Source organism: Acinetobacter sp. 22323, from assembly GCF_052044895.1.
Lineage (GTDB): Bacteria > Pseudomonadota > Gammaproteobacteria > Pseudomonadales > Moraxellaceae > Acinetobacter > Acinetobacter schindleri.
Map to the genome: position 1 here is coordinate 50,321 of NZ_JBQEOL010000010.1, position 12,054 is coordinate 62,374.

Sequence of the window (12,054 nt, forward strand, 5' to 3'; positions counted from 1 at the left end):
TTAGAACTCCAAGCCGTTTTCACGAGCAGCATCAGCCAAGGCTTTGATACGACCATGATATTTGAAACCAGAACGGTCAAATGCAACTTTAGTTACACCAGCTGCCTTAGCGCGTTCTGCGATTAAAGCACCTACTTTTTGAGCTGCTTCAACATTACCAGTTGTACCAGCACGTAGAGTAGCGTCTAGCGTAGAAGCTTGCGCTAATACTTTGCCACCATCTGCTGAGATAACTTGAGCATAGATGTGACGCGGAGTGCGGTTTACACACAAACGAGTCGCACCCAATGCACGGATGTGCAAGCGTGTGCTTTTCGCACGACGCAAACGGGATTGTTTCTTTTCGTTCATAAGAACCTCGCGCCTTATTTCTTCTTAGCTTCTTTACGAAGTACAACTTCGTCAGAATAACGAACACCTTTACCTTTATACGGCTCTGGTGGACGGTAACCACGGATTTCCGCAGCAACTTGACCTAATTTTGCTTTATCAGCAGATTTTAGGATAATTTCAGTCGCTGTAGGAGTTTCTGCAGTTACACCTTCAGGAAGGTTGTAATCAATCGGGTGAGAGAAACCAAGGTTAAGGTTAACAATGTTACCTTTAACCGCAGCTTTATAACCAACACCGATAAGTTGTAACTTACGTTCGAAACCTTCGCTAACACCTTTAACAAGGTTGTTAAGCACAGCGCGAGCAGTACCAGCCTGCATCCAAGCGTCTTTAGATTCAGCTTTAGGAGCAATAACTAGAGTACCGTCTTCCTGTTTTAGCTCGACCAGCGCATGCAGGTTGAAAGACAATGTACCTTTAGTGCCTTTCACTTCGACCTGCCGGCCGTTCTGAGTAACTGCTACACCGTTAGGTACAGTTACTGGGGCTTTAGCCACACGAGACATGAGGAATCACCTATTAAGAAACAAAAGCAATAACTTCACCACCAATGCCTGCAGCACGTGCAGCGCGATCAGTCATGATGCCTTTGCTTGTAGAAACAATTGCAATACCTAAACCTTGCTTAACGCTTGGAAGTGCATCTTTACCGCGATACTGACGTAGACCTGGACGGCTTACGCGTTTCACAGTTTCGATAACTGGTTTGCCTTCAAAATATTTTAACGTAATTGTTAAAGTTGCTTTGCCTTCAACATCAGCAACTTCTACGTTAGAGATGTAACCTTCTTGTTGAAGAACGTTTGCAATAGCAACCTTCAACTTAGAATTAGGCATAGAAACAGTTTGTTTCTTCGCCATTTGTGCGTTACGAACACGTGTTAGCATGTCGGCAACGGTATCTTGCATACTCATTTATAGTGCTCCTTACCAGCTTGCCTTAACAACGCCAGGTACATCACCTTGCATTACTTTTTCGCGTACCATGTTACGGCTTAAACCGAACTTACGGAAGTAACCATGAGGACGACCAGTTAAACCACAACGGTTACGTAGACGTACTGGAGATGCATTACGTGGTAATGCTTGTAATTTCATCATCGCTTCGAAACGTTCTTCGTCTGACGCATTTACGTTAGCAATAACAGCTTTTAATTCAGCACGTTTTGCAGCGTATTTAGCAACAGTAGCTTCGCGTTTCAATTCGCGATTAATCATACCTTTCTTAGCCATTTCGACCTCTTATTTGAACGGGAAGCCGAATGCACGCATAAGCGCACGGCCTTCGTCATCGGTGCGAGCAGTCGTAGTGATGGTAATGTCCATACCACGAATACGGTCAATCTTGTCAAAATCGATCTCAGGGAACATGATCTGTTCTTTAAGACCCATTGAGTAGTTACCACGACCATCAAATGATTTCGCTGAGAAACCACGGAAGTCACGGATACGAGGAATCGCAATAGAGATCAAACGGTCTAAGAATTCGTACATGCGTTCGCCGCGTAAAGTAACTTTACAACCAATCGGCCAACCATCACGGATTTTGAAACCAGCGATAGATTTACGAGCTAACGTAAGTACTGGTTTTTGACCAGCGATAGCTTGCATATCAGAAAGAGCACCATCAAGGAGTTTCTTGTCAGCAGCAGCTGCACCAACACCCATGTTGATAGTGATTTTAGTGATGCGAGGGATCTCCATCACATTCTTAACACCCAATTGTTCTTGTAATTGAGCTTTAAGTTCGTCGTTGTAACGTGCTTTAAGTCTGGCCATTGCCTTTTTCAACCTATTACTTCGCTACCGCCACTGATTCACCATTTGATTTGAATACGCGAGTTTTCACGCCATCAATCACTTGGTAACCAACACGGTCAGCCTTTTGGGTTGTAGCATTAAAAAGTGCCACGTTTGAGATGTGAAGAGAAGCTTCTTGAGTTACGATGCCGCCTTCAGCGCCAGTAGCTCGGTTAGGCTTCTGATGTTTCTTAACTAGGTTAAGACCTTCTACCTTCACTTGGTCATTTGAAACAGACAGAACAGTACCCTGTTTGCCTTTTTCTTTACCTGCGATCACAATTACTTGATCGCCTTTTTTAATCTTAGCCATGATTGCCTCTTATAGAACTTCAGGAGCCAATGAAATAATTTTCATGAACTGTTCAGTACGAAGTTCACGAGTCACTGGTCCGAAAATACGAGTTGCAATCGGCGCTTTGTTGTTGTTCAAAATAACAGCAGCGTTATCGTCGAAACGAATCACTGAACCATCTGGACGACGGATGCCGAATTTAGTACGAACCACAACTGCATTCATCACGTCACCTTTTTTAACACGTGCGCGTGGAATTGCTTCTTTTACAGTAACTTTAATAATGTCGCCAACAGAAGCATAACGACGATGTGAACCACCAAGTACTTTAATACATTGTACGCGGCGAGCACCACTGTTGTCTGCTACGTCGAGCATAGTTTCGGTCTGAATCATTGCCCTACTCCAAAACCGAGCATCACCGGTCGCAAATTCGAAAGGCTCAAAGAGTACTCGAATTTGACCGATGATGCAACAAGAACGTTAATTACTCAGCAGCTGCTTCAATAACTTCAACTAGAGTCCAAGACTTAGTTTTAGAAATTGGGCGGCTTTCTTTGATTGTTACAACATCACCAGTTTTAGCTGTGTTGTTTTCATCATGAGCATGTAATTTTGTTGAACGGCGGATTGATTTGCCATACAACGGGTGTTGAACACGACGTTCGATAAGCACAACAATAGACTTGTCCATTTTGTCGCTTACTACTTTGCCTGTTAACGTGCGGACTGTTTGTTCACTCATTGTCCGTTCCCCTGTTTTTCGGTAAGGAGGGTCTTGATACGAGCAATAGTCTTGCGAGTTAATTGCACTTCGTGCGATTTACCCAGTTGACCAGTTGCTTTCGCCATACGAAGACGGAATTGGTTAAGCTGTTGCTCATCAAGCAAAGCTGTCAACTCTTCTACCGACTTTTCACGTAGATCTTTAGTTTTCATTACATTACCGTCCGAGTCACGATAGTGGTTTTAAACGGAAGTTTAGCAGCTGCAAGCGTAAATGCTTCGCGAGCTAATTCTTCGTTAACACCATCAATTTCGTACAAGACTTTACCTGGTTTGATTTGGCAAACCCAGTATTCCACAGAACCTTTACCTTTACCCATACGAACTTCAAGAGGTTTAGAAGTAATAGGTTTGTCTGGGAAGACACGGATAAAGATCTTACCACCACGTTTAATACGACGGCTGATAGTACGACGCGCTGCTTCAATTTGACGCGCAGTCATTTGACCACGTTCAATTGATTTAAGAGCGATTGTACCGAAAGATACTGAACTACCGCGGTGTGCAAGACCAGTGTTACGGCCTTTTTGCACCTTACGGAATTTCATACGTTTAGGTTGCAACATGGATTATTCTCCTTTTTCAGCAGAACGATCATTGCGACGACCACGACGCTCTTGACCTTCACCACGACCGCGACCGCGTTTAGCTGGACGTTCTTCAGCTGGAGCCGGGTTCATGACTTGTTTCATGCCGCCCAAGATCTCACCACGGAAGATCCAAACTTTAACACCAATCGTACCGTAAGTAGTTTCAGCACGCATAGTAGCATAGTCGATGTCTGCACGAAGTGTATGTAGAGGTACACGACCTTCACGATACCACTCAGTACGAGCGATCTCAGCACCACCTAAACGGCCTGAAACTTCAACTTTGATACCTTTAGCGCCAGCACGCATTGTGTTTTGAACCGCACGCTTCATAGCACGACGGAACATTACACGTTTTTCTAATTGAGAAGCGATAGCTTCAGCAACAAGACGTGCGTCTAAGTCTGGACGATCGATTTCGTTGATGCTTACTTGCGCAGGAACACCCATGATAGATGTTAATTCGCGTTGTAATTTCTCAATGTCTTCGCCTTTTTTACCGATAACGATACCAGGACGAGCAGTGCTAATAGTTACTTTAGCAGCGCCTGTAGGACGTTCGATAAGAATATTGCTGATCATTGCATTCTTAAGTTTTTTAGTTAAAAACTCACGAACTTGCAAATCTTTAAGCAAGTATTCAGCGTATTGTTTCGGACTCGCATACCAGTTAGCGTTATGACGTTTCACAACACCTAGGCGGATACCGATTGGATGAACCTTCTGACCCATATCAAACCCCTACCTTAACGGTAATGTGACAAGTACGCTTAGTAATACGATCTGCACGGCCTTTAGCACGTGGCATAATACGTTTCAGGCTCATGCCTTCATCAACGTAGATCGTAGAAACTTTAAGGTCGTCTACATCTAAACTGTTATTGTGTTCAGCGTTTGCAATTGCAGACTCTAACGCTTTCTTAACTAGGACTGCAGCTTTTTTGTTGCTGAAGTTCAAAATGTTAAGTGCGTGCGCAACAGATTTGCCGCGGATAAGATCTGCAACCAAACGAGCTTTTTGTGCCGAGATAGCGGCACCGCGTAATTTAGCAGTTACTTCCATCATAGCACCTATTAACGTTTAGATTTCTTGTCAACACCGTGACCACGGTAGGTACGAGTCGGTGCAAATTCACCAAGCTTGTGTCCAACCATATGTTCAGAGATGATCACTGGAACATGGTTACGGCCATTGTGTACAGAAATTGTTAAACCAACAAAATCCGGGAGGATCATCGAACGACGCGACCAAGTTTTGATCGGCTTACGGTTATTAGCCGCGATAGCCGCTTCAACCTTAGCGAACAAGTGCGCATCGACGAATGGGCCTTTTTTCAGAGAACGAGGCATTGTCAGATTCCTTTACTTGTTACTTAACGCGACGGTCGCGAATAATCATCTTAGTCGTACGCTTGTTGGTACGTGTCTTGTACCCTTTAGCTTTTTGACCCCATGGGCTTACAGGTTGAATACCTTTGCTACGACCTTCACCACCACCGTGCGGGTGATCTACCGGGTTCATCGCCATACCACGAACGGTAGGACGAACGCCACGCCAGCGCGCTGCACCAGCTTTACCCAATGAACGAAGGTTGCTTTCTGAGTTAGATACTTCACCTAACACAGCGCGACATTCAACGTGTACTTTACGCATCTCACCTGAACGAAGACGGATGATAGCGTATGAACCGTCACGACCCAACAATTGAGCAGATGTACCAGCAGAACGTACTAACTGTGCGCCTTTACCGATTTTAAGCTCGATGTTGTGAAGAGTAGAACCGATAGGCATGTTACGAAGTGGTAAGCAGTTACCTGGACGAATTGGAGCATCGTTACCAGATTGTACTGAATCACCAGCACGTAAACCTTTAGGCGCGATGATGTAGCGACGTTCACCGTCAGCATACTTCAACAACGCAATGTGCGCAGAACGGTTTGGATCGTATTCGATACGCTCAACTACAGCTGGGATGCCGTCTTTGTTACGTTTGAAGTCTACGATACGGTAGTGTTGCTTGTGACCGCCACCAACGTGACGAGTCGTAATGTGACCGTTGTTATTACGGCCGCCAGTACGTTTTTTAGCTTCAACTAGTGGAGCATAAGGAGCACCTTTGTGAAGATGGTCGTGAACGACTTTCTCTACAAAGCGACGTCCTGGAGACGTTGGCTTACATTTTTGAATAGGCATAGTTTTCGTCCTTATTCCGCTGCGCTTTCAGCGGCATCGCCCAAGTCAGCCATTTCTACATCTTGGCCAGCTTTCAGGGTGACGTATGCTTTTTTAACATCAGAACGACGTCCGATAGTTTTACCAAAGCGTTTAGTTTTACCTTTAGTGATCGTAGTGTTAACTTTAACAACTTGAACACCAAACAATTGCTCAACTGCTTTTTTGATTTCAAGTTTAGTTGCATCAGTAGCAACTTTAAAAACTTGAACACCAGCAGTTTCACCTAAAACTTGTGCTTTTTCTGAGAAAACAGGTCCTTGCAGGACTTGATATAAACGTTCGTTGTTCATCCGAGTTCTACCTCAATTTTCTTAGCAGCAGCTACAGACATAACAACTTTATCGAACGCGATCAAGCTAACAGGATCGATTGCAGTCGCATCAACCACATCTACGTGTGGAAGATTACGAGCAGCTAGATACAAGTTCTCATCAACAGCATCAGTAACGATCAATGCACGAGTCGCATTTAAGTCGTTAAGTTTTGCAAGCAATTCTTTAGTTTTTGGAGCTGCAACAGCAAACTCTTCAACTAAAACTAAGCGATCTTGACGAACAAGTTCAGCTAGGATGCATTGCATAGCACCGCGGTACATTTTACGGTTTACTTTTTGAGACCAGTCTTGTGGACGAGCAGCAAAAGTTTTACCACCGCCAACCCAGATTGGGCTACGAATAGAACCAGCACGAGCGCGGCCAGTACCTTTTTGACGGAATGGTTTTTTACCACCGCCAGAAACGTCTGCGCGTGATTTTTGAGCTTTAGAACCTTGACGACCACCAGCTAGGTAAGCTGTAACAACTTGGTGTACAAGAGCTTCATTAAATTCACGACCGAACGCAACTTCTGATAATTCAACAGCAGAGCCGGAAACAGTATTTAAATTCACGTTATTTCCCCTCAGGCCTTGATCGTAGGACGAACAGTTACGTCGCCACCAGTAGCACCAGGAACCGCGCCTTTAACTACTAGAACTGAACGTTCAGTGTCGATAGCAACGATTTCAAGACCCTGTGTAGTTACGCGTTCAGCACCTAAATGGCCAGCCATTTTTTTGCCTTTGAACACGCGACCAGGAGTCTGGTTTTGACCTGTAGAACCTAGAACACGGTGAGAAACAGAGTTACCGTGAGTAGCATCTTGAGTACGGAAATTCCAACGCTTAACACCACCTTGGAAACCTTTACCTTTAGAAGTACCAGTTACGTCAACGATTTGACCTACTTGGAACAACTCAACAGTAAGCGTACCACCAACTTCACGACCTTCAAGCTCAGCTTCTGAAACGCGGAATTCTTGAACCAGACGACCAGCAGCAACACCCGCTTTAGCAAAGTGACCTTTCTGAGCGTTAGTTACGCGAGATTCGCGACGTTCACCAGTAGTGATTTGAATCGCTTGATAACCATCAGTTTCAAGCGTTTTGATTTGAGTGATGCGGTTAGGATCAACCTCAATCACTGTAACAGGCACAGAAACACCAGCATCTGTAAAGATACGTGTCATACCGCACTTGCGACCGACTAAACCAATAGCCATGTGCATAAACCTCTAAAAAAGCGGCCTAATTAACTTAGAGCGTTAATTAACCCGAAAGCCTTAACCCAATGCGATCTGTACATCAACACCAGCTGCAAGATCTAACTTCATCAATGCATCTACAGTTTTGTCTGTAGGTTGAACGATGTCGATCAAACGCTTGTAAGTACGGATTTCGTACTGGTCACGCGCGTCTTTGTTTACGTGTGGTGATGTTAAAACGTTAAAACGTTCAATGCGTGTAGGCATTGGAATTGGACCACAAACTTGTGCGCCAGTACGTTTTGCTGTTTCTACGATTTCTTGAGCTGATTGATCAATTAGACGGTGATCAAAAGACTTAAGACGGATACGAATTCTCTGGTTAGACATACCAGTAAACTCCAAGCCAAATATATAAAGAATCACTCTTGACGCATCTCACCCCACTAATTTTTGAGGTAAGTGTCAAGAGCAGTGAATTATCACTAAGGTCATGATCGATGCCACGACTGTAACGATAGTTAACTACTTTCTTCGCAGTTAACATCCTTCCTATCGAAGGGTGGCTTATTATAGCCATTGTTTAATGCATAAGCAAATGCCTTTTATAGTTTTCGTCTGCAAATCAATTTGGTTGCTAAATCAAGAGTTTGTTTTTCACCCGTCAAGCTGATTTCTCTACCACATATTCGATTGCGCGATTTAGTATTTGATTTCCTTCAATAAAATTAGATTTTGGGCTTTTTCTGAGCTCATGCACAGGCTGCACATATTTTCCTGAAAATTTTAGCAACTCATCTTCATCTTCTAAAAACAGGGCCAAGGTTTCCGGGGTTATTTCTGGATGGAACTGGAAACCGAGAACATTTTTGCCTAATTGATACATCTGGTTGCGACAGGCTTCATTTTCTGCCAGATGTACTGCCCCTTTGGGAATTTCAAAGGTCTCGCTATGCCACTGCATGATCCGGAATTTCTCAGGCAAACTAAAACAGTCTGCTGGCACATTGGCCACTTTACTGACAGACATCCACCCCAGTTCCTGTTCTGGATTATAACTGACTGCTGCCCCCAAGGCATTGGCAATCAGCTGTCCGCCTAGACACAAACCAATCGCTGGCTTCCCCTGAGACAAGTAACGACGTAACCAGCGTTTTTCAATCTTTAACCACGGATAATTTGCTTCATCATTTACACTCATGGTCCCGCCCATAATAATGAGCAAATCTACTTCTTCTACTGCAGGTAGCGCTTCTATTTCCAAAGGACGATCCACAGGTAAAGCAAAGAATTCAGTCGCTGTAATTTGCGCCTGATGCTGCTTTAAAAATTCATGACAACTACCGTAACCTTCACCAGCAATATGCTGAAAATAATGTACTCGTAAATGCGACTTCATGCGCTCGAACCTGTTCTTGTATCTATATAGGCTAGGTTTTGCAAAAATGAAGCCAACTTTTTATTTTATGTGAGGTTTTTAAACAATTGATAACGCAAGTAGCGCTAAAGCAAAGATTCTCTTAAGCTAAAGCTGTTTTTGACTCCAGATATGAGCTGCAGCATGAAAAAAAATCCTCAAACCGCCCTGATTCATGCACCACGAAAGGCCCCTCAGTACATTTCGACGGTTCAACCTCCCCTCTATCGTGCATCAACCATTATTTTTAACAATACCGATGCCCTGTTTAATCGCCATTGGACCGATGATTATGACTATAGCTATGGCACACATGGTACCCCAACCACATTTACCTTAGGCGATAACATTGCCCAGCTCGAAGGTGGGCTCTATCACCTGCTTGCACCTAGCGGTTTATCTGCGATTAATCTCGTGAATTCCTGCTTTTTAAGTCAGGGAGAGGAAGTTTGGGTACCGGACAATATTTATGGCCCAAACATGGAGCATCTACGCAACCTGGAAACACGTTATGGCATTCAGGTACAAGTTTATAATCCATTATGCCTGGAAAGCTTTAATCCTTCAGATAAAGCCAAACTAATCTGGCTGGAAGCAGCTGGCTCAGTCACACTGGAATTTCCGGATTTAAATGGCCTCGTGAAGAAAGCTCAAGCACACAATATTCTGACTGCACTGGACAATACCTGGGGCGCGGGTCTGGCCTTTAATGCCTTTGATTTTGGTGATGAACACCTGAGTGTAGATTTATCCGTACATGCGCTGACCAAATATCCAAGCGGTGGTGGTGACATTCTGATGGGTTCAGTGGTCACGCGTGATAAAGAACTGCATCACAAACTGTTCCGCGCACATGCCATTCAAGGCATTGCTGTCTCAGGTGATGATGTTGCTCAGGTGCAACGTAGTCTTGCTTCCATGCAGCTGCGTTATGCCCATCAATCCAGTAGTGCACTCAACATTCTCACCTGGTTAAAACAGCAAGCGGAGTTTGTGCAGGTACTGCATCCAGCCGATCCGCATAGCGCAGGCCATCAATACTGGAAAGAAATTTGCAAGGAAGGTCATAGTGCCGGCCTGGTCAGTGTAATTTTTGACAGTAAATATGAACTGCAAGATATCCGCAATTTTTGTGACAGCTTAAAACTGTTTAAGCTTGGTTTTAGCTGGGGTGGTCCTGTTAGCCTGGTCATGCTATATAACTTAAAAGATATGCGTGTGCTTGAACATTCACATTTGAAAGAAGGCTTCCTAGTACGCTTCTGTATTGGTCTAGAACATCCGGAAGATCTGATTGAAGACATTCAACACGCACTACAAAACATGAAAAAAGTTAAAAATGAATAAATAACAATAGGAAATTATATGGGTACACCAATCGTAATCGCTAAAAAAACCGCCGATACCACCCAGGATATCGTGCTGCATTCTCAGCTTGCCAACCGCCATGGTCTGATTGCCGGTGCAACCGGTACTGGCAAGACCGTGACATTAAAGGTACTGGCAGAAAGTTTTTCCCGAATTGGTGTACCTGTATTCTTGGCCGATGCCAAGGGCGATGTTTCCAGCTTGGCGAAAGCTGGGGAAAGTAATCCCAAATTTGATGAACGCATTAAAAGCCTGAATATCGAGTCCATCCCTTTTTCAGCGTCGCCTGTGGTGTTCTGGGATTTATTTGGCGAGCAAGGCCATCCGATTCGCACCACCATTTCCGAGATTGGCCCTCTCCTTCTTGCCCGTATTTTGAATCTGAACGACACTCAGGAAGGTGTGCTCTCTGCCATTTTCCGTATTGCTGATGATCAGGGACTATTACTGATCGACTTTAAAGATCTAAAGGCCATGATTAGTTATGTCAGCGAACATGCCGCAGATTTTAAAGCGGACTATGGCAATCTGTCTCCTGCCAGTCTGGGCGCGATTCAACGCAATCTGCTTGCCTTGGCTGATCAAGGTGGTGAGCAATTCTTTGGTGAACCAGCGCTGGATCTGATGGATTTTTTACAAACCGACAGTCAAGGTCATGGCAATATCAACTTGCTTGCTGCTGACAAGCTGATGAATACACCCAAGCTATATGCCACCTTCCTGCTGTGGATGCTTTCAGAGCTGTTTGAACAGTTACCGGAAGTCGGCGACCTGGATAAACCTAAACTGGTGTTCTTCTTTGATGAAGCCCATTTGCTATTTGATAATACTAGCCCTGCCTTGCAAGAAAAGATTGAACAGGTGGTGCGTTTGATTCGTTCTAAAGGTGTGGGGATTTACTTTATCACCCAGAATCCACTCGATTTACCAGAAAGAGTTTTAGGTCAACTCGGCAATCGGGTTCAGCATGCTTTACGTGCTTTTACCCCTAAAGACCAAAAAGCGGTAAAAACGGCGGCAGATACTTTTCGAGCTAATCCAGAATTTAAAGTTCAGGATGCTATTACCGAACTGGCTGTCGGTGAAGCACTGATTAGCTGTCTGGATGAAAAAGGCACACCGCAAATTGTAGAACGCGGCTGGGTGATGCCGCCACACTCCTCTTTTACCCCCATTTCTCCTGAAGAACGCAAAACTTTAATGCAACAAAGCATTGTGGCTGGGATTTATGAACAGCAAGTTGATCGTGACAGTGCGCATGAAATACTGCAAAACAAAGTCACTGAACGCCAGCAACAGCTTCAGGCTGCGGAACTTGCCAAACAGCAAGCCAAAGAACAAGAAGCGTATGCCAAACAAGTCGCAAAAGAGCAGGAAACATTTGCTAAGCAGCAAGCCCGCGAACAGGAACGTCTTGCACGCGAACAGCAGAAAGAAGCTGAACGTGCAGCGAAACAGCGTGAAAAGTTCACCCAAGACATTGTTGGCACCTTTGCCAAAAGTGCCGCACGCACTTTGGGTAGCACTACCGGCCAGAAAATTGTCCGTGGTTTATTAGGGTCATTATTTGGTAAGAGATAACCCTCCTTTCTCCGATTATTTTCTTTATTTTTATGGGATATTTTAATATCCCATAATTTTTTCATGG

General features: G+C 44.3%; 20 protein-coding genes and 1 pseudogene. 2 read left to right on the forward strand and 19 right to left on the reverse strand.

Annotation, left to right across the window (positions count from 1 at the left end; all coding sequences use genetic code 11):
• From rplR to ACTJIX_RS08435, 19 genes and pseudogenes are all read right to left on the reverse strand, one after another.
• Window positions 1-351, reverse strand: a complete 351-nt coding sequence (gene rplR / locus ACTJIX_RS08345) for a 50S ribosomal protein L18 (protein ID WP_004281497.1) — start codon at window positions 349-351, stop codon at window positions 1-3.
• A gap of 14 nt (window positions 352-365) precedes the next feature.
• The gene (gene rplF / locus ACTJIX_RS08350; RefSeq protein WP_004809790.1) at window positions 366-899 is read right to left on the reverse strand and encodes a 50S ribosomal protein L6; all 534 of its coding nucleotides are present in this window, start codon (window positions 897-899) and stop codon (window positions 366-368) included.
• 13 nt (window positions 900-912) lie between these two features.
• Window positions 913-1,308 (reverse strand): 30S ribosomal protein S8, encoded by a 396-nt coding sequence (rpsH, locus tag ACTJIX_RS08355; RefSeq protein ID WP_004809793.1) that lies wholly within the window; start codon window positions 1,306-1,308, stop codon window positions 913-915.
• Between the two features lie 12 nt (window positions 1,309-1,320).
• Window positions 1,321-1,626 (reverse strand): 30S ribosomal protein S14, encoded by a 306-nt coding sequence (rpsN, locus tag ACTJIX_RS08360; protein ID WP_004809795.1) that lies wholly within the window; start codon window positions 1,624-1,626, stop codon window positions 1,321-1,323.
• Window positions 1,627-1,635: 9 nt separating this feature from the next.
• Entirely contained in the window at window positions 1,636-2,172 is a 537-nt protein-coding gene (gene rplE, locus ACTJIX_RS08365; protein ID WP_004809796.1) for a 50S ribosomal protein L5, read from the reverse strand.
• 16 nt (window positions 2,173-2,188) lie between these two features.
• Window positions 2,189-2,506, reverse strand: coding sequence for a 50S ribosomal protein L24 (gene rplX, locus ACTJIX_RS08370; RefSeq protein WP_004809797.1), 318 nt, complete (start codon window positions 2,504-2,506; stop codon window positions 2,189-2,191).
• A gap of 9 nt (window positions 2,507-2,515) precedes the next feature.
• Window positions 2,516-2,884, reverse strand: a complete 369-nt coding sequence (gene rplN, locus ACTJIX_RS08375; RefSeq protein WP_001982634.1) for a 50S ribosomal protein L14 — start codon at window positions 2,882-2,884, stop codon at window positions 2,516-2,518.
• A gap of 91 nt (window positions 2,885-2,975) precedes the next feature.
• Window positions 2,976-3,233: a 30S ribosomal protein S17 gene (gene rpsQ, locus ACTJIX_RS08380; RefSeq protein WP_004809803.1), complete on the reverse strand. Its 258-nt coding sequence runs from the start codon at window positions 3,231-3,233 to the stop codon at window positions 2,976-2,978.
• Window positions 3,230-3,427 (reverse strand): 50S ribosomal protein L29, encoded by a 198-nt coding sequence (rpmC, locus tag ACTJIX_RS08385; protein ID WP_004786915.1) that lies wholly within the window; start codon window positions 3,425-3,427, stop codon window positions 3,230-3,232. Before rpmC ends, rpsQ begins: the two co-directional genes overlap by 4 nt.
• A complete protein-coding gene (rplP, locus tag ACTJIX_RS08390; RefSeq protein WP_004809805.1) occupies window positions 3,427-3,840 on the reverse strand; it encodes a 50S ribosomal protein L16 in 414 nt (137 codons plus the stop codon). Before rplP ends, rpmC begins: the two co-directional genes overlap by 1 nt.
• Window positions 3,819-4,596: pseudogene (rpsC, locus tag ACTJIX_RS08395) on the reverse strand (30S ribosomal protein S3). Before rpsC ends, rplP begins: the two are co-directional and overlap by 22 nt.
• A 1-nt stretch (window position 4,597) precedes the next feature.
• Window positions 4,598-4,927: a 50S ribosomal protein L22 gene (gene rplV, locus ACTJIX_RS08400; RefSeq protein ID WP_001982638.1), complete on the reverse strand. Its 330-nt coding sequence runs from the start codon at window positions 4,925-4,927 to the stop codon at window positions 4,598-4,600.
• Between the two features lie 11 nt (window positions 4,928-4,938).
• A complete protein-coding gene (rpsS, locus tag ACTJIX_RS08405; RefSeq protein WP_004673001.1) occupies window positions 4,939-5,214 on the reverse strand; it encodes a 30S ribosomal protein S19 in 276 nt (91 codons plus the stop codon).
• A 19-nt stretch (window positions 5,215-5,233) separates the two neighbouring features.
• The gene (gene rplB / locus ACTJIX_RS08410) at window positions 5,234-6,058 is read right to left on the reverse strand and encodes a 50S ribosomal protein L2 (protein ID WP_004809807.1); all 825 of its coding nucleotides are present in this window, start codon (window positions 6,056-6,058) and stop codon (window positions 5,234-5,236) included.
• An 11-nt stretch (window positions 6,059-6,069) separates the two neighbouring features.
• Window positions 6,070-6,390, reverse strand: a complete 321-nt coding sequence (gene rplW, locus ACTJIX_RS08415; RefSeq protein ID WP_004809809.1) for a 50S ribosomal protein L23 — start codon at window positions 6,388-6,390, stop codon at window positions 6,070-6,072.
• Window positions 6,387-6,989, reverse strand: a complete 603-nt coding sequence (gene rplD, locus ACTJIX_RS08420) for a 50S ribosomal protein L4 (RefSeq protein WP_004786925.1) — start codon at window positions 6,987-6,989, stop codon at window positions 6,387-6,389. The genes rplW and rplD overlap by 4 nt, the downstream gene beginning before the upstream one ends.
• An 11-nt stretch (window positions 6,990-7,000) precedes the next feature.
• Window positions 7,001-7,639, reverse strand: a complete 639-nt coding sequence (rplC, locus tag ACTJIX_RS08425) for a 50S ribosomal protein L3 (RefSeq protein WP_004809812.1) — start codon at window positions 7,637-7,639, stop codon at window positions 7,001-7,003.
• Between the two features lie 60 nt (window positions 7,640-7,699).
• Window positions 7,700-8,011, reverse strand: coding sequence for a 30S ribosomal protein S10 (rpsJ, locus tag ACTJIX_RS08430; protein WP_000070912.1), 312 nt, complete (start codon window positions 8,009-8,011; stop codon window positions 7,700-7,702).
• A 274-nt stretch (window positions 8,012-8,285) separates the two neighbouring features.
• Window positions 8,286-9,020, reverse strand: coding sequence for a type 1 glutamine amidotransferase (locus ACTJIX_RS08435; RefSeq protein ID WP_004896130.1), 735 nt, complete (start codon window positions 9,018-9,020; stop codon window positions 8,286-8,288).
• Window positions 9,021-9,182: 162 nt separating this feature from the next.
• Here ACTJIX_RS08435 and ACTJIX_RS08440 point away from each other — a divergent pair, with 162 nt between their 5' ends.
• Both ACTJIX_RS08440 and ACTJIX_RS08445 read left to right on the forward strand, forming a co-directional pair.
• Window positions 9,183-10,385, forward strand: a complete 1,203-nt coding sequence (locus ACTJIX_RS08440) for a PLP-dependent transferase (protein WP_004896132.1) — start codon at window positions 9,183-9,185, stop codon at window positions 10,383-10,385.
• 18 nt (window positions 10,386-10,403) lie between these two features.
• Window positions 10,404-11,987 carry a helicase HerA-like domain-containing protein gene (locus tag ACTJIX_RS08445; protein ID WP_004896134.1) on the forward strand — a complete coding sequence of 528 codons (1,584 nt, stop codon included), beginning with the start codon at window positions 10,404-10,406 and terminating at the stop codon, window positions 11,985-11,987.
• Window positions 11,988-12,054 lie beyond the last annotated feature (67 nt).